This window comes from Flavobacterium ginsenosidimutans (assembly GCF_003254625.1).
Taxonomy (GTDB): Bacteria; Bacteroidota; Bacteroidia; order Flavobacteriales; family Flavobacteriaceae; genus Flavobacterium; species Flavobacterium ginsenosidimutans.
The window spans coordinates 24,131-41,368 of the sequence record NZ_QJRJ01000075.1 but is presented as its reverse complement, the minus strand read 5'-3'; the positions used below and the strand labels follow the sequence as shown (position 1 = coordinate 41,368).

Annotated in this window: 18 protein-coding genes; 6 read left to right on the top strand and 12 right to left on the bottom strand. The window is 32.4% G+C overall.

Going from position 1 to position 17,238, the window contains the following annotated elements:
- The first annotated feature begins 33 nt into the window (after nt 1-33).
- Nucleotides 34-1,023 (top strand): aspartate-semialdehyde dehydrogenase, encoded by a 990-nt coding sequence (locus DM444_RS09835; RefSeq protein ID WP_111286109.1) that lies wholly within the window; start codon nt 34-36, stop codon nt 1,021-1,023.
- A gap of 87 nt (nt 1,024-1,110) precedes the next feature.
- Here DM444_RS09835 and DM444_RS09830 read toward each other — a convergent pair whose 3' ends face one another.
- The gene (locus DM444_RS09830; protein WP_111286107.1) at nt 1,111-1,653 is read right to left on the bottom strand and encodes a hypothetical protein; all 543 of its coding nucleotides are present in this window, start codon (nt 1,651-1,653) and stop codon (nt 1,111-1,113) included.
- Nucleotides 1,654-1,783: 130 nt separating this feature from the next.
- On the bottom strand, nt 1,784-2,176 hold the full coding sequence (locus DM444_RS09825; RefSeq protein ID WP_111286105.1) for a hypothetical protein: 393 nt from the start codon (nt 2,174-2,176) through the stop codon (nt 1,784-1,786).
- Nucleotides 2,177-2,310: 134 nt separating this feature from the next.
- Between DM444_RS09825 and DM444_RS09820 the strand changes: the two genes are divergently transcribed.
- Together DM444_RS09820 and DM444_RS23605 are read left to right on the top strand one after the other, a co-directional pair.
- Entirely contained in the window at nt 2,311-2,529 is a 219-nt protein-coding gene (locus DM444_RS09820; RefSeq protein WP_111286103.1) for a hypothetical protein, read from the top strand.
- A gap of 163 nt (nt 2,530-2,692) precedes the next feature.
- A complete protein-coding gene (locus tag DM444_RS23605) occupies nt 2,693-2,932 on the top strand; it encodes a hypothetical protein (protein ID WP_162614946.1) in 240 nt (79 codons plus the stop codon).
- Nucleotides 2,933-2,952: 20 nt separating this feature from the next.
- Here DM444_RS23605 and DM444_RS09815 read toward each other — a convergent pair whose 3' ends face one another.
- The 4 genes from DM444_RS09815 to DM444_RS09800 form a co-directional block, all read right to left on the bottom strand.
- Nucleotides 2,953-3,270, bottom strand: coding sequence for a 2Fe-2S iron-sulfur cluster-binding family protein (locus DM444_RS09815; protein WP_091490641.1), 318 nt, complete (start codon nt 3,268-3,270; stop codon nt 2,953-2,955).
- 58 nt (nt 3,271-3,328) lie between these two features.
- Nucleotides 3,329-3,808 carry a hypothetical protein gene (locus tag DM444_RS09810; protein ID WP_111286101.1) on the bottom strand — a complete coding sequence of 160 codons (480 nt, stop codon included), beginning with the start codon at nt 3,806-3,808 and terminating at the stop codon, nt 3,329-3,331.
- A 215-nt stretch (nt 3,809-4,023) separates the two neighbouring features.
- A complete protein-coding gene (locus DM444_RS09805) occupies nt 4,024-4,263 on the bottom strand; it encodes a NifU family protein (protein ID WP_057116000.1) in 240 nt (79 codons plus the stop codon).
- Between the two features lie 81 nt (nt 4,264-4,344).
- The gene (locus DM444_RS09800; protein WP_111286099.1) at nt 4,345-5,475 is read right to left on the bottom strand and encodes an Mrp/NBP35 family ATP-binding protein; all 1,131 of its coding nucleotides are present in this window, start codon (nt 5,473-5,475) and stop codon (nt 4,345-4,347) included.
- Nucleotides 5,476-5,904: 429 nt separating this feature from the next.
- Here DM444_RS09800 and DM444_RS09795 point away from each other — a divergent pair, with 429 nt between their 5' ends.
- Nucleotides 5,905-7,506, top strand: coding sequence for a L,D-transpeptidase family protein (locus DM444_RS09795; protein WP_111286097.1), 1,602 nt, complete (start codon nt 5,905-5,907; stop codon nt 7,504-7,506).
- Nucleotides 7,507-7,571: 65 nt separating this feature from the next.
- Here the strand turns inward: DM444_RS09795 and DM444_RS09790 are convergent, their stop codons facing one another.
- The 3 genes from DM444_RS09790 to DM444_RS09780 all read right to left on the bottom strand — a co-directional run bounded on the left by DM444_RS09790 (nt 7,572) and on the right by DM444_RS09780 (nt 12,190).
- On the bottom strand, nt 7,572-9,998 hold the full coding sequence (locus DM444_RS09790; RefSeq protein WP_111286095.1) for an ABC transporter permease: 2,427 nt from the start codon (nt 9,996-9,998) through the stop codon (nt 7,572-7,574).
- Nucleotides 9,999-10,129: 131 nt separating this feature from the next.
- Nucleotides 10,130-10,837, bottom strand: a complete 708-nt coding sequence (locus DM444_RS09785) for an ABC transporter ATP-binding protein (protein ID WP_111286093.1) — start codon at nt 10,835-10,837, stop codon at nt 10,130-10,132.
- Between the two features lie 114 nt (nt 10,838-10,951).
- Complete coding sequence (locus DM444_RS09780; RefSeq protein ID WP_111286091.1) at nt 10,952-12,190, bottom strand: efflux RND transporter periplasmic adaptor subunit; 1,239 nt, start codon at nt 12,188-12,190, stop codon at nt 10,952-10,954.
- A 159-nt stretch (nt 12,191-12,349) separates the two neighbouring features.
- On the opposite strand from DM444_RS09780, the gene DM444_RS09775 reads away from it, so the two are divergent.
- Together DM444_RS09775 and DM444_RS09770 are read left to right on the top strand one after the other, a co-directional pair.
- Entirely contained in the window at nt 12,350-13,714 is a 1,365-nt protein-coding gene (locus tag DM444_RS09775) for a sigma-54-dependent transcriptional regulator (protein WP_111286089.1), read from the top strand.
- Between the two features lie 145 nt (nt 13,715-13,859).
- Complete coding sequence (locus tag DM444_RS09770; RefSeq protein WP_111286087.1) at nt 13,860-15,185, top strand: sensor histidine kinase; 1,326 nt, start codon at nt 13,860-13,862, stop codon at nt 15,183-15,185.
- A gap of 216 nt (nt 15,186-15,401) precedes the next feature.
- Here DM444_RS09770 and DM444_RS09765 read toward each other — a convergent pair whose 3' ends face one another.
- The 3 genes from DM444_RS09765 to trmB all read right to left on the bottom strand — a co-directional run bounded on the left by DM444_RS09765 (nt 15,402) and on the right by trmB (nt 17,224).
- Entirely contained in the window at nt 15,402-15,728 is a 327-nt protein-coding gene (locus tag DM444_RS09765; RefSeq protein ID WP_111286436.1) for an MGMT family protein, read from the bottom strand.
- A 137-nt stretch (nt 15,729-15,865) separates the two neighbouring features.
- Nucleotides 15,866-16,504: a LysE family transporter gene (locus DM444_RS09760; RefSeq protein ID WP_111286085.1), complete on the bottom strand. Its 639-nt coding sequence runs from the start codon at nt 16,502-16,504 to the stop codon at nt 15,866-15,868.
- A 42-nt stretch (nt 16,505-16,546) separates the two neighbouring features.
- Nucleotides 16,547-17,224 (bottom strand): tRNA (guanosine(46)-N7)-methyltransferase TrmB, encoded by a 678-nt coding sequence (trmB, locus tag DM444_RS09755; RefSeq protein ID WP_095929742.1) that lies wholly within the window; start codon nt 17,222-17,224, stop codon nt 16,547-16,549.
- Between the last annotated feature and the right edge of the window lie 14 nt (nt 17,225-17,238).

Sequence of the window (17,238 nt, the reverse complement as noted above, 5' to 3'; positions counted from 1 at the left end):
AATTAGATTAATTGATTATTTAAAAATATAAAAATGAGAATTGCAGTTGTAGGCGCTACTGGAATGGTAGGCGAAGTAATGCTTAAAGTATTAGCAGAAAGAAATTTTCCTGTTACAGAATTAATTCCTGTTGCATCAGAAAGATCAGTTGGAAAAGAAATCGAATATAAAGGAACGAAATATAAAGTAGTAGGTTTACAAACAGCTGTTGATATGAAAGCTGATATTGCAGTTTTCTCAGCTGGTGGAGATACTTCATTAGAATGGGCTCCAAAATTTGCTGCTGCCGGAACAACTGTTATCGACAACTCATCTGCATGGAGAATGGATCCAACTAAAAAATTGGTAGTTCCAGAAATCAATGCTTCTGTTTTAACTAAAGAAGATAAAATTATTGCAAACCCAAACTGTTCTACTATTCAAATGGTTTTGGCTTTGTCTCCTTTGCACAAAAAATACAACATTAAAAGAATCATTGTTTCTACTTACCAATCTATTACAGGAACGGGTGTAAAAGCGGTAAAACAATTAGAAAACGAGTACGCTGGAGTTCAAGGTGAAATGGCTTACAAATATCCAATTCACAGAAATGCGATTCCACATTGCGATAGTTTTGAAGAAAACGGATACACTAAAGAAGAAATGAAATTAGTTCGCGAAACTCAAAAAATCTTAGGAGATAATACTATCAGAGTTACTGCAACTGCAGTTCGTGTGCCAGTTGTTGGCGGACACAGTGAAGCGGTAAATGTTGAATTTACAAATGATTTTGATGTAAATGAAGTTCGTGAAATCCTTCATAATACTGACGGAGTAACGGTACAAGATAATTTAGATACGTTTACTTACCCAATGCCTTTATACGCAGAAGGTAAAAATGATGTTTTTGTTGGAAGAATTCGTCGTGACGAAAGCCAGCCAAATACATTAAACATGTGGATTGTTGCTGATAACTTAAGAAAAGGAGCTGCAACAAACACAATCCAAATCGCTGAATACTTAATTCAAGCTGGTTTAGTATAATTAGAGATTAAATAAAATTGTTATAAAGAGAAAACCGTAATTGCAGTAATGTAATTACGGTTTTTTTGATTTTTTAGAACTAGAAATTTACTTCTTTTTCATTAATTCCTGACCACATTGAATTCCTATTTCTCTTGCTATTTTACTTTTTTTAGGATCTTGTAAATCTGCTGGACCAATATTTTGTTCTTTCATTTTTGTCAATGCGCAATTGGCAAGAAATTCAGCTTTGTCGCTCATTACACCGTTTTGCATAAAGCTTCTTTTTAAAACGCTTTTGTATGTTTTTTCGGTTTCTGCTGTCCAGTTATTGTTTATTGCTGTATTAGATTTAAATTTGGAAAGTGCTTCTTGCGAACATTTAGCTCCCATTTGTCTTACAGACATTACAACTCCAGGTTTTTTAATATCGTTTGGTTTTAAATTATCCGCTTTAATTTTATCAAAAACACAGTCTGCAATATAAGTTGCTTGTTCGTCTGAGAACATTCCGTTTCCTTTAGTTTTTGCAGTTTCTGTAAATTGCTTTTTAAAATCGGCTTCTTTTTCTGGTGTCCATTCGTTTTTATTGCATGAAAACAGCGTTAAAGTAACTAATGCAATGCTGATGTAATTTAGAAATTTTTTCATTTTGTTTATTTTTTTTACTGATTAAATCAGATATTTAATTTTTTGCAAATGTACTTAGGAGCGATTCCTTAAATAACCTGTAAAAGTCAAATTACTAATAGGATAAGTCTTTTTATTAGAGTTTGAAAAACTATTTTTTCTCGATTTCTTGCGAACAGCTAACAGATATTGATAATATTTCCATAGAGTTTTTATAATCTCGAACCGCTTTAGGCATTAGGTTTTGTTCTTTCATTTTTGTAATAGAACATTCGGCAAACTTTGAAGCATCTTCTTCTTTAATTCCTTTCTTGATCATGCTCTTTTTTAAATTTTGCCTGAAATAAGCTTCGATTTTCGGATTCCAGTTTTCCCATAAATCTTCTGATGGTATACTTTCATCATCTATTACTTGTTTTTGAGATTCAATTGATTTCTCAATTTTAGGTTTGGCTTCTTTTTCAGAAACTATATTTTCTTTATTCCCGCAAGCAAATATTGCGAGTAAAAGAAGTAAGCTAAAGCAGGATTTTACCTTGTTCATTTTTAATTAAAATTTTATTCGACAAAAGTAATTTCAAGGCTTTTCTTCAATACACTCTAAAAGACATAAGAATATTAAGATGAGGTAAAAAATAGGAAGAGTTAGAAATGGCTTAATATGATAGTTTTAAATCTATGTGGGACGAAGAATTGACTAAAAGACCGCTGATTGTGAATTTAGAAATGGACGATTATAATAATTTTCATGAAGTTATTTTAGTCGCCGAAAATTTTGGAGATATTCCACCAAATACGGCATTAATGAAAATAAAAGCCGGAGATAAAAAATATGAAATTAAAATAACATCGACAGAACAGAAAAATGCTGTGATTAATTTTAAGTATAAAGAGTAATATAGATAATTCCTAAAGATAAAAAATGAAAAACATCATTTTGTTTTTTATGTTTTTTTGGAGATTTTGACAATCAAATAAATATAAAAGTTTTTTGCTCCATATAGAGAGAATTAAGCAGGGATATTAAATAATTTAATTATAAACATTTGAAAGGAAAGAGATGAAAATAGTATTTCTTATTTTGTTGGTATTGATAATTGTTTTAGGATATAATCTAATACAATATATGTCATTTAATTTTAATTCTGAGGGGAATTATTTTGATGAAACTAATATGATTGTTTATAAAGAACAAACAAAGGAAGTTTTAATAATGGGAACGGTTTTATTAACATTCTGTTTATCGGTTTGCAGTTATTACTTATGGAAATTGAAAAACAAAAAAAGCGAGAATCAATAAAATTCTCGCTTTTCTATTTTTTAATATTCCGGAGCTAGTTCTAATTCCAGTCCTTCTAAATCTTCAGTAATTGGGATCTGACAACCTAAACGGCTATTAGATTTAACGTAAAATGCTTCCGAAAGCATGGCTTCTTCATCATCTCCCATTTCCGGTAATGCAACATCATTTAGAACATAACACTGGCAAGAAGCGCACATAGCCATTCCTCCGCAGGTTCCTTCAACAGGAAGTTCGTATGCTTTGCATAACTCCATTATATTCATTGCCATATCAGTTGGAGCCTGTAATTCGTGTATAACTCCTTCTCGATCTTTAATCTTTATTAATACATCCATTTTTGATTATTGGAATTTTATTGTAGAATTTGAAAACGTGTTCAAACTCTTATTAATTTTAACTTTTTTCTTTTAAGCTAAAAGCATATTCTTTTGGATTACCATCTTTAAGGCGCATTTTTACACCAATAATATTGCCTCCTTTTTCTAATATCGTCACAAGAGATACAACAGAGTAATAATCTTTATCAGACTGGAAAATTAAAGTTCCTTCGTAAGTAGAATTTAAAATTCCTTGTTTGTCTGTTTGTGCACTTACTTTTCGCGGATGCGAGAATTCGGCAGAACTATAAGTTGCTTTATTAGTGAACTTTGCTTTTCCGTCGCAAAGGTCATATAAAAAATCATAATTGCCAATTCTTAAAGCGCCTTCTTCAGTTTTCCCATTCGTAGAAAAAATAATTTGTCCCGAATATTGAAAATCTGACCATTCTTCAGATTCATTTACCCAAGCTTTGTCAGCAAAAAGTGTTTGGCCCTGTTGTGCATTTACAGCGCTTATAAAAAATAATAAAAAAAGAGCGTAAAAGTTTCTCATAAGTTTAAGATTTAGGGTTACGTTTACAAATTTAAGTTAAAAATGTAATAATTATGTAACCAAAACTCTTAAAACTTTGAGTAGTTTTTTATGAATGTCGCAAAAATGATCGTTTTTTGAAGATGTTTTTACGATTTATTTAAACAAATCATAATAAGGCTTATTATTCTTGTTAAAGCCTAATAAAATACTTTCAAAAAACAATACAGAGGTTGTTACATTATATTTACCACTGTTTCAATTTGTGGGGCGTATTTTTTTATTGTTGTTTCAACTCCAGCTTTCAGTGTCATTTGATTTACACTGCAGCTAATACATGCGCCTTCTAAACGAACTTTTACATGTTTATCATCTTCAATGGAAATTAATGAAATGTCTCCTCCGTCTGATTTTAGGAAAGGCCTAATCTCATCTAAGGCCAATAAAACATTATTTGTTAATTCTTCTGTTGTCATAATATAATGTGTCAATTGTGAAAAGGTGCCAATTAGAAAATTTCAATTATGATCTAATTGGCAAATTATCTCATTATCTAATTAGTTTTTCTTAACTGCTGAGCAACCTGCCATTGTTGTAATTTTGATGGCTTCTGTTGCTGGTAAACTTTCGTTTCTGTTTACTGTTTCTTGTACCACATTTCTAGTGATTTCTTCAAAAACTTTTTCTATCGGAGAAGCTGTCTGCAATGCCGCTGGACGACCATAATCTCCTGCTTCACGAATAGATTGTACAATTGGAACTTCACCTAAAAATGGTACGCCTAAATCTTCAGCAAGGTTTTTTGCACCTTCTTGTCCAAAGATATAATATTTGTTTTCCGGCAATTCTTCTGGTGTAAAGTAAGCCATATTTTCAATAATTCCTAAAACAGGAACATTGATATTATCTTGCATAAACATTGCAACTCCTTTTTTAGCATCTGCAAGTGCTACTGCTTGTGGAGTACTTACTACAACAGCTCCAGTAATAGGAAGCGATTGCATAATAGATAAGTGAATGTCTCCAGTTCCAGGAGGTAAGTCAAGAAGCATGAAATCTAATTCTCCCCAATCTGCGTCAAAAATCATTTGGTTTAATGCTTTTGCTGCCATTGGTCCTCTCCAGATTACGGCCTGACTTGGTGCAGTAAAGAATCCGATTGAAAGCATTTTGATTTCATAACTTTCAATTGGTTTCATTTTTGATTTTCCGTCAACTGTTACAGAAACTGGTTTTGCGTTTTCAACATCAAACATAATTGGCATAGATGGTCCGTAAATATCGGCATCCAAAACTCCAACTTTAAAACCCATTTTAGCTAGAGTAACAGCTAAGTTTGCAGTAACAGTAGATTTTCCTACTCCTCCTTTTCCAGAAGCAACTGCAATAATATTTTTGATTCCAGGAATAGCACGACCTTTAATTTCAGGTTTCTCTGGAGTTTCTACTTTAATATTTACTTTAACTTTAGCATCAGGCGATATTAAATCATGAATTGTTTTTTTAATATCATCTTCTGCTCTTTTCTTGATATGCATAGCAGGTGTATGCAATACTAAGTCTACAACAGCTTCATCACCAAAAGTAATAACATTGGTTACAGCGCCGCTTTCAACCATATTTTTTCCTTCTCCAGCAATAGTGATTGTCTCTAAGGCTTTTAGAATTTCTTTTCTATCTAGTTTCATTGTAAATGGGCTATTTTTTATTCTTAGAAAGCAGTCTTATAAGATTATATTTATTTAAACTGATTTCAGGGTGCAAAGATAACAGATTAAGTTCGGAATTAAGCCTTTTTTGAATTGTAATTATTGATAGAGAGATTATTCAAAATTATTCTCGATTACTTTTCGAACTTGATTTTGAATAAAGATTTTAAAATAAATTACTGTTTTGGATCACAACTAATTGATTGGCAATCTAAATAAGATGTCTTTTTGTATAAATTTTCTGCTTTTTAAGAGCCACTTCTCACAAAACTTCGTTATATTTGAGTACCCCAAACCGATGATTATCAATTTATTAAAAAGTATCTGAGAACTTATTTCTTTAGAACTGTTTAAAGGGTTTTCGGTATTTTTTTAAAGTTGTTTCTACTAATTTAAAACTTTAAAAACATGCGAAATTTTACTTTTTCTTTAATTATTGTTACAGTCAGTTTTTTTGCATTTTCATTTAATTCACTGCCCAGCAATGTCAAAAACAAGGCTGATTTAACGAATCGAAAAGCGGTTTCGGTTATTACTATCGATGCTGCTTCAATTAATGCCTTTTTTAAAAAATATCCTAAACTTAAAAAATATCAGAAAGATGTTGAGGGTATTTACAAAGCCAAAGACTATAAATCTATTTGGTATGATGATAAAAGCATCTCTGAATTTGGGTCATTATTATACCAGAAAGTAAATGTTCTGAAAGATCAGGGAATTGAAGAAAAAATGCCTTACAAAGAAGAAATCGATGAGGCATTTAATGAAAGTTCTTCAAACAAACCAACACAACTTGATACCGAATTATTGCTAACCAGCATGTATGTATTTTATGCGAGCAATGTGTATTCTGGAGTTGATCCTGCAACATTAAAAAAAATAGGATGGTATCTGCCTGCAAAATCTATTTCATATTCTCACATTCTAGATTCATTAATGGTGGATTCAGACCGATTGGATAAAGATGATAATCTTTTATTTAGCCAATATTATAGATTAAAAGATGCGCTGAAAAAATACCGTAAAATAGAAACCGATAATCTATGGCAGAAAATTACAATTGACAGCTCTACTTTTAAAGATTTAAGACCAGACGATACCGCTATTGCCATCAAACAAATTAGAAACCGTCTGTTTGTAGTTGGAGATTTAAAACAAGATTCAGGAAGTGATATTTATGATGAAGAATTAATGGCGGGAGTTTTAAATTATAAAAAAAGATATAATTTAAAGATAAATTATGCTCTAACCAGAGATATTATCAATCAGATGAATGAGCCGATAGGTAAAAGAATTAGAACTATTATGCTAAATATGGAAAGATGCAGATGGATTCCGACCAAATTGGCAAAAGCAGACGAGTATGTTATGGTTAATATTCCTTCGTTTAGATTGTTTTATGTCAAGGATGGAAAGTATGATCTAGTTTCGGATATTTTTGTGGGTAATAGGCTTAGCGAAACGGTAATTTTTAGCGGAAATATGGATCGAATTGTTTTTAGTCCGTATTGGTATGTGCCGAATAGCATTATTCAAAATGAACTAAAACTCCAGATTGCAAGTGATAAAAACTATTTGGAAGAACATAATATGGAATGGAACGGAGGGAAAGTAAGACAAAAACCAGGGCCTAAAAATTCTCTGGGATTAGTGAAATTTATGTTCCCAAATCCAAATGATATTTATATGCATGATACGCCTGCAAAGAGTTTGTTTGAATTTGAAAAACGTACTTTTAGCCACGGCTGTATAAATGTGAAAGAAGCCAAAGAGCTTGCGCTTCATATTTTGAAAGATGATCCAGACTGGCCAGCCGATAAAATCGAAAGCGCTATGAACGGCGGAAAAGAAACAACCTGTATGCTTAAACGTAAAATTCCGGTTTATATAGGTTATTTTACGTGTTGGGTGCAAGACAATGGAGAAGTCAATTTTTTCCCAGATGTATATGATCGAGACCAAAGTTTGGACAAGCTGATTTATAATGATGCGATAACAATGAAGGACTAAAAAATAGAAGCCCGGCGGATTTAAAAAAATCTGTCGGGCTTCTTTAAAAAAAATGGTCTACAAGCTTATTCGTATTTTAGATATTTTAAAACGTCTATTTTGGTTACCTGAAACGCTTTTGTTAAAACAATTACTAAAGTTAAAATCAAAAGAGAAATCAGTGCAATTACAAAAGGAACGGATGATATTCCAATTCTAAAAGCGAAATCTTCAAGCCATTTCTGTAATAATATATAAGCAGGAACAATTCCAATTCCAAATCCTATTAAACAAAAAACAATATATTGTTTCGATAATTCTTTTAGGAGAATATCTGTTTCTGCTCCTAATGTTTTTCTAATGGCGATTTCTTTCAATCTTCTCTCCATCGAAAATGATGCCAAAGCGAACAATCCGAATATAGCAATTATGATTACGACTAAATTTAGGATGAAAAAGAGGTTTTTTTGTTTGACTTGCTCTTCATAAGTTTTTGCAAATCCTTTGTCAACAAATTGATAGTCAAAAGGGTAGTCTGGATTTACGTTTTTCTCCCAATATAATTTCAATTTTTCTAATGTTTCTGTTAAATTGTTTGGAGAAACCTTTACAAGGACATTGTTAAAGTTATTCCATTTTAAAGTTTTAAGATTTATAAAAACCATTGGCGGAACTTTATCCTGCAGACCAGTGATGTTGAAATCTTTTACAACTCCTACAATTTTAAACTTCAAATTGCCTTTTTCATTTCCCCATCCAGAAGTTATAATCGTGTTTATTGGATCTTTAATATTAAGTGCTTTTACCAAAGTTTCATTCATAAGCATACTGCTTATAGTATCTGAAGCATATTGAGGAGATAAATCACGTCCTTTTACGATTTTGATTTTCATCATATCCAAGAAACCAAAATCCATTTCGACATTTCTTGGCTGAACAAAAATGCCATTGTGTTTAAAGCCAGAGCTAGAATTGGTACTTCCTCCAAAAGATCCTGCAAAAGTAGAAACATCTAAAACTCCAGGTATTTTTTTGATTTCCTGTTTGGCAGTTAAATACTCGTCTGTTCGTTTAAATCTATCAAGGCTGTTAAATGGAATTGAAATTACTTGATCTCCGCTGAAACCTAAATCTTTCTCCATCATATAATCGACTTGAGAATTCACAATCAATGCGCCGATTATAAAGAATGCCGCAATTCCGAATTGAAAAATAAGCATCGAATTACGAATCCAGATTCCGCTTTTACTTCTAGAAAAATTCCCTTTCAAAACTTTTAGAGTTTCAAAATTTGAGATATAAATGGCAGGGAAAATACCAGCAAAAATGATTACTAATCCAAATATTAAAACAAGCTGCAGGTAAAATTCACTGCCATTCATAGTCAGCGTTTTGTTTAGGAAATTATTATAATACGGTAATGCAAGTTCAACAATTGCCAAAGCAAATAAAATGGCAAGCGTTACAATTATAGCGGTTTCAAAAATAAATTGAGTAATAATCTGGTTTTTTGAAGCGCCTACAATCTTACGAACTCCAACTTCTTTTGCACGTTTTATTGCCGATGCAGTTGCTAAATTGATATAGTTTACCAATGATAAAACTAAAATCAAAATAGATAAACCTACCATGATATAAAGTAATTTTAAATTACCATAACCCTCAGGAAAGTTTCTTCCTCCAGAACTTTTTGTCCCATGTAAACGAGAGGTTTTCAACTGATCTATAATCACTTTTACTTCACCATTCTCTTTAATATACTGTTCAACAGTTTGTCCGCTTTCTTTGGCATCTTTAACAGTTCTGTTTACAAAAACTACATTCTGCATTTTCTTTAAAACAAGAGCAGGATCTACTCCATCTTTAATTTTGACCATTAAGCCATAATTAAAATTCCCCCAGCTGTTTAAATCTCCCTCTCTTTTTACACCGCTGAAAACGTAAGTTGGCTCAATAGATGAAGGTTTAATTAATCGATAAACCGACTTAACAGTATAATTGTTGTTTTTGTATAAAATAGATTTTCCAATAGGATCTTCATTCTTAAAAAGCAACTGAGCTTGTTCTGTAGAAATAGCAACACTGTTTTTTTCTTTTAGAATATTCTGTTTAGCACCTTGGATGATTTCGAAAGGGAAAAAGTCAAAGAAATTTTCATCAGAAACCATGATGTTTTTAGTCAATAGTTTTTGATCTTTATATTTGATAATTTCCTCGTCATACCAATTGTTCATAAAGCAAACTTTCTCAATTTCTGGAATGCTAGCTTTACAAGTTTCTCCAAACGGAATTGAATTGGAAGCCCAAATATCTCCCGAACCAATTTTATTAAGAACCAAATAAGAGCTTTCTTTTTCAGGATTCCATTGATCGTAAGAATGCTCATTGTTCCAATATAAAATTGCAAAAATCACCGCAGCAATTCCGATGCTTAATCCTAAAACATTTAAAAACGAAAACAGTTTGCTTTGTCTTAAATGATAGATAAATATTTTAAACCAGTTAAAAATCATTTTGATGTATATTTTTATAGTTGATATGGTTGTTCTTGAAAACCTTTCGGTCTTAAATCATAGTAAATATTTTGCAAACCAGTTCTACCAGAACTACGAGTGCAGTAACAATAATTTTAATCATCACTTTATTATTTAGCGTCCATAAAAACATCAACATTACGTTGATTTAATTTCTCAGAAAATATAACTCCGTCTTTCATGTGAATGGTTCTTTGCGAAAAAGAAGCGTCATAATCAGAGTGGGTAACCATCAAAATAGTAGCGCCTTTAGCGTGTAAATCGGTTAAAAGTTCCATTACTTCATTACCGTTTTTACTATCTAAGTTTCCTGTTGGCTCATCGGCAAGAATAATCTTTGGATCGTTTACCAAAGCTCTTGCAACGGCAACTCTCTGCTGCTGTCCTCCAGAAAGCTGTTGTGGAAAATGTTTCAAACGATGAGAGATATTTAACTTCTCAGCAATAGCTTCAATTTTTTGCTTTCTTTCAGAAGCTTTTACATTGTTGTAAAGCAAAGGCAATTCGATATTATCATAAACAGAAAGCTCATCGATTAAGTTGAAGTTTTGGAAAATGAAACCAATATTTTCTTTTCTAACTTTTGCTCTTCCTTTTTCTTTTAGGCTAATCATTTCTTGATCCAATAATTTATAGCTTCCATCATTTGCACTATCCAAAAGTCCAATAATGTTTAGTAAAGTCGATTTTCCACAGCCAGAAGGTCCCATGATAGTTAAAAAATCTCCTTTTTTTATTTCTAAGTTGATACCGCTTAAAGCAGCAGTTTCTATTTCTTCTGTTCTAAAAACTTTGGTTAAATTCTGAATTGTGATCATAATTTTTAAGGTTTTGAAATGTTATTAAATGCGTTTTTTGATTGATGATTGAAACGATGATTTTTTTATAATTGTAAATTGTAACTGAAAACTGTGACTGCGACTGAAAACTAATTATTCAAGAGAAAGCTCTTCGATATCTTTATAATCGGTGTAAGAAGAAGTAACTACAGATTCGCCTTCTTTTAAACCTTCTAAGACTTCATAATAAGAAGGATTTTCGCGACCTAATTTGATGTTTCTCCTTTCGGCTTTGTTTCCTTTTACTACAAAAATCCATTTTCCAGCCGCTTCCTGATTAAAAGCGCCCCTCGGAATAACTAAAGTTTTGTTCTTTTCAGACAAAATCAGTTTTACGCCAAAGCTAAGTCCATCCTGCAAGACAATATTTTCTTTTGAAACAAAAGCTAATTCAACTGTAAATCGGCCGCCTTTAACCTCTGGAATTACTTTGGTCACAACAACTTCAAGATTTTTTCCTTTAAACTCTACTTGTCCTTTCAAACCTTCTCTCAGTTTTTCAAGATAAAACTCATCTACTTCTGCTGTAAGTTTATAGCCTTTATTAGAATCAATTTTTCCGATGCTCGCGCCCGCCTGAAAAGTTTTTCCTAAAACAGGTTCAAAAGAAGTCAATCGTCCTGTTTCTGGCGCTGTGATTAAAAAGTTCTTTTTGTTGTTTCTAAGAATATCCAAACTCTTTTCCATAGTCTGGATCGAACGGTTTATTTGAGAAATCTGAACCTGATTGCTTTGTTTCTCTTTTTGAATGCTCTGCTGAATTGTTCTTTTACGTTCTTCCTGAAAACGAAGACTTTCCTTAAAAGTATTCCAGTCATTTCTAGAAATTACATCTTTCTCATAAAGTTTAGCATTCATTTCATACAATCTTTTAGCATCATTGTAATCGTGTTCTATTAAAACTAAATCTTTTGTCAAGTTCAATTCCTGATTTCTGATATTTAATTTCCCTGTATTTAAATTGTTGATTTGCTCAATAATAGCTGTTTCCTGAGTAAGATAATTCAATTCTGTATTCGGATTGTATAAACGAGCCAGCGATTGTCCTTTAGTAACCATTGCGCCATTTTCTACAAAGATTTCTTTTACAGAACCGCCCTCAGTAACGTTTACCAGCATCATATTCAAAGGTTCTACTTTTGCCTGAAAAACAACGAAATCTTCAAAAAAAGCTTTTTCTGCTTTTTGAACTACCAATTCTTCTGCTTTTACATTTAAAGTCCTTTTGGTATTAAAAGCAAAAATCGTGATGGCTAGCAAAACTAAAAAAACAGCAATTGCTATTGCGAGATATCTAAATTTTTTATTTTTACGAGGAATTATCGTGTCCATTTTTTATTTATTTTACTGATAATCAATAGGTAAATACTGTGCCATAAAATTTATTATTTGTAAAGTATTGATTTTAAAGAGGCTCTAGAAAACACATCAAAAAAGCAGTGTCCGATAATGAACAGTTGACCGTTCGAAAGCGGACAGAAAAAAGACCACATGAGAAAAAAACTAGCCCAAATATTAGTTGTTGACGATCAGGAAGAAATTCTTTTTTCTGCAAAAATGATTCTTAAAAAGCATTTTGAGACCATTTTTACAACTAATAGTCCAAAAAAAATCATTTCGATCTTAAGCGAAAATGACATAAATGTGGTTTTGTTGGACATGAATTACCGAATTGGTTTTGAAGATGGGCGAGAAGGAATTCATTGGCTGAAAGAAATCAAAACGCTTTCTCCGAGTACAATCGTTATCTTAATGACAGCTTTTGGTAAAATTGAAACAGCTGTAGAGGGAATTAAAATTGGAGCTTTTGATTATGTTCTAAAACCTTGGAATAACGAAAAACTGCTAGAAATCATTGATAAAGCGGTTACTGAAAGCAGAAAAAACAGTAAAAAAGCCTCTGTAGAAAAGGAAGAAAAAAACGAAAAGAAATATTTTGTTGGCACTTCGGCCAAAATCAAACAAGCTTATTCTATCGCCGAAAAAGTTGCTCGAACAGATGCAAACGTTTTAATTTTGGGTGAAAACGGAACAGGAAAGTATGTTTTTGCTGAATATATTCACCAACATTCAGAAAGAAAAAATCAGCCTTTTGTACATGTAGATTTGGGTTCACTAAGCGATAATTTGTTTGAAAGCGAACTTTTTGGCTACGCCAAAGGTGCTTTTACCGATGCTAAAATCGATACTCCGGGACGTTTTGAAAATGCATCGAACGGAACTATTTTCTTAGATGAAATTGGAAATATTCCGCTGCATCTTCAAGCTAAATTATTGCATGTTTTACAGACCAAAACGGTAACGCGTTTAGGCGAAAGCAAACCGCGTCCGCTGAATGTTCGTGTTATTGCCGCAACAAACAGCGATATTAAAACTGAAGTAAAAAATAAAACATTCCGTGAAGATTTGCTGTATCGAATTAATACAATGGAAATAAATCTTCCGTCTTTACGCGAAAGAAAAGATGATATTGTGCCGATGGCAAACTTTATTTTAGAAAAGATTGCTGAAAAATACAATCATGCTCCCGAAGCTTCGGGATGGCATTTTGAAGATAATGTTGATCTATATCTTGAAAAATATCCGTGGAAAGGAAACGTTCGCGAAATGGAAAACAAAATCGAACGCGCTTTGATTTTAGCAGATAATAATACCATTTCTGTAATGGATTTGGATATTTTGGACTTCGAAGAAATTCAGGAAAATGATGAAAATCCGTTATCAGAAATGGAGAAAGGCGCAATTGAAAAAGCACTTTTTAAACATAACGGAAACATCAGTAAAACTGCCGAAGAATTAGGTTTGTCTCGTGCCGCTTTGTACAGAAGAATTGAAAAATACGATTTGAAGAATTAAAGAAAATGAGTAGCGTCCAGCTTTAGCTGGATGTTAATATTGAGATAAGATTGGGGCTTTAGCCAAACTTACGCGTTTTGGCTAAAGCCTATTTCTGTAAATAATATATCTCTCCAGCTAAAGCTGGAGGCAATTCAAAAAAATAATGAAGAATTGGAAGTTTTATAATGCCTTGTTCGTGAGAGTCGTGTTTGTAATGGCACTCTTTCTTTGCAGTGCGCTATTGTTATATAAAGGATTTCAATACAATGCTTTATTAGTTGGAGTTTTTGTTTTAATTTTTCTTTTCGAAATGTATTTTTATGTCAAAAACCAATTGCTGTTTTATGACAAAACGATAAACTCGATTCTACACGACGACTTTTCTACCCATTTCCCAGAAGAACATAAAAAAGACAATTTTAATAGCCTGTATCTTTTATATGACACTTTAAAAGTTCAGAAACAAGAGCAGATTTCCAAAGAATTAATCTACCGTTCGATTTTGAACAGTATTGATACTGCTGCTTTAATCTTAGAAAGACAAGATGATGATTGGTCTATTTTTATAATGAATGACTGCTTTTCGAATCTTTTTAAAGTACCAAAAGTAAACCATTGGAAATACCTAAAAAACTATCTTCCGAGTTTATGTAGCGAGATTGAAAAAGTTGGTTTTGCAGAACTTAAAACGGCTATTTCAATCAAAATTGAAGATCAGGATTTGCAGACTTTTATGCTCCAGACTTCGCGGACACAAACCTATAATAAAGAGTATTTTATCATTTTGCTGGATAGTATTCAGCGTGTTATTGAGAAAAAAGAAAAAGAAGCATGGATTAATTTGATGAAGATCATTTCGCATGAATTAATGAATTCTTTAACGCCTATTCGTGCGCTTTCGCAGAATCTGCTTCATATTGTAGATCAGGAAGAGTTGGAAGAAGATGATTTTGAAGACATCAAAAGCAGTATTTCGACAATCATAAATAGGAGTGATCATTTACAGTTTTTTGTGGAGAATTACCGTAAACTGGCAATGCTGCCAACACCAAATAAACAAATGACGCCAATCAATGCTTTGTTTGAAGATTGTCTTCGAATTATGAGTCCGATCTTGAAGGAAGAAAAAATCGAGTTGATAAATGAAATACATAGTTCCCGTTCTATTATGATTGATAAAAATCAGATGGAGCAGGTGATTATCAATTTGATTACCAATAGTATTCATGCTTTAAAAGAAAAAGAAGAAAAGAAATTAATAATCTCCAGTTATACAGAAAACAATCGTTTTTTCATTGTGATTTCAGACAACGGAAAAGGAGTAGATGCTGAGATTCGAGATAAAGTTTTCTTGCCATTTTTCACCACAAGAAAGGATGGCGCGGGAATTGGTTTGACGCTTTCTAAGAATATTATTGAAGCTCACGGAGGTTATCTAAGCTATCAAACCGACGAAGATCAAACGAGTTTTGTGATTTGCTTGATTTAGTGGGTTTGCCACAAAGATTTTATCGTAGAGACGCACTGCAGTGCGTCTACGCAAAGAGAATAAATATCGAGAATGGTTTTAATTTCGTAAAGTCGAGAAGTCGCAAAGTTTTTTTCACGCAGATTTTACAGATTTGAGCAGATTAAATTTGAAAAAATCAGTAAAAAGATCTGCGCTCATCAGCTAAATCTAAAAAGATCTGCGTGAAATAAATATTTAGCTTTCAACTTCTGGTTTCCAGAAATGTTTCTCAAAATCTACAATCTGATTGTTAACTACTTTGATTCCCTCATTTTCCAAAAGCTGCTGCATTAAATTAGTTCCGTCAAAATGATGTTTTCCTGTCAAAAGCCCTTTTTGGTTAACGACTCTGTGCGCAGGAACATCATCCATATTATGACAAGCGTTCATTGCCCAGCCCACCATTCTTGCAGAACGTGCTGTGCCTAACGCTTTTGCAATTGCACCATAAGAAGTAACTTTTCCAAACGGAATTTGTCTGGCGATTACATAAACTCTTTCAAAAAAATTCTCTTCTGCCATGGTTTTGTCTTTTTTTTGCCACAGATTAAAAGGATTAAATTGATTATTTGCAAAAAATCGTAAAAATCTGCGTGAAAAATATTTAGCCACAAAGTAAAAAAAAATCATTTTAATCTGTGAAATCTGTGGCTATAAAATTATCCGAAGTAGTAATTTAGGATATTGAAAAGTGTTGCAACAGCGACTAATCCAGTAATGGTTCCGATAATGGTATTCATGTTACGCATGAAATAATCGGTTTTCTTTTCTATTCTTCCGAAAAAAGCGATATAACTGTATAAAATTCCAAAAGCGCCAAGAACAGAACCTAATACGAATGTTAGTATAATTGGGTTTTGAAATGTAAAAAGATTATATGAAGCCAATGTAACACTTACAACAACGTAATATGGAATCGGAAAGAAGTTTAATCCAGAAAGCAGCATTCCGAGAAAGAAACTACTTTTTTTACTGCTCTTCTTTATTTTGGTTTTTTTCTTTGCTATTGGATCTTTCGCAAAAAATAAAAAGTAAATAGTTAAGATCGAAAAAATAACAAAACCAACTTCACGCAATAAGGTTACAACATCTGGGCGATTGTCTATAACACGTGCAAATAATACTGCGACATAAGCCTGAAAGAAAATAACGATAACAGCGCCGATTACAAATGACAATGCATTCTTTTTTCCCTCTTTCATTTTTATTTTGGCCGCTGTCATGTTGAGCAATCCTGGCGGAATTGTCCCAATGGCTGCAGCGATAAAACCTGAAAGTAAAGGAGTAAGGTAGGTCATTTAGTTATTAAAATCGGTTAGATAAAGGTTTCAAAATTAAAGTTAGTCTTTAATTTTGAAACGAATATACGTAATTGCCTTATTAATTTCTAAATATTGTTTTTCGTAAAAAGTCTGGATAGAAGTCACAACTTCTGGGCTTCCTTCGTTTTTGTATACGTTATGATTTGCGTATAAAACTTCGTGTCCTTCTCCGTGAAGCAATCCAAGAGTATAACCGTGCATAAATTCGCTATCGGTTTTAAGGTTTACAACACCGTCTTTTTTTAGGATTTTTTTGTACAATTTCAAGAACTCAGAATTCGTCATTCTGTGTTTCGTTCTTTTGTATTTGATCTGCGGATCTGGGAAAGTAATCCAGATTTCGTCAACTTCGCCTTCAGCAAAAATATGATTGATCAATTCGATTTGTGTACGTACGAAAGCAACATTATGAAGTCCGTCCTCAACAGCAGTTTTAGCACCACGCCAGAAACGAGCACCTTTAATATCAATTCCGATAAAATTTTTGTTTGGGTATTTCTCTGCTAATCCAACAGAATATTCTCCCTTTCCGCATCCTAACTCTAAAACTAATGGATTATCATTTTTAAAGAAATCAGAATTCCATTTTCCTTTTAAAGGCATTAAATCGCCTACAACTTCTTCTCTGGTTGGCTGAAAAACGTTTTGAAATGTTTCGTTCTCTCTGAATCTTTTTAGTTTATTTTTACTTCCCACTTTTACAAAAATTT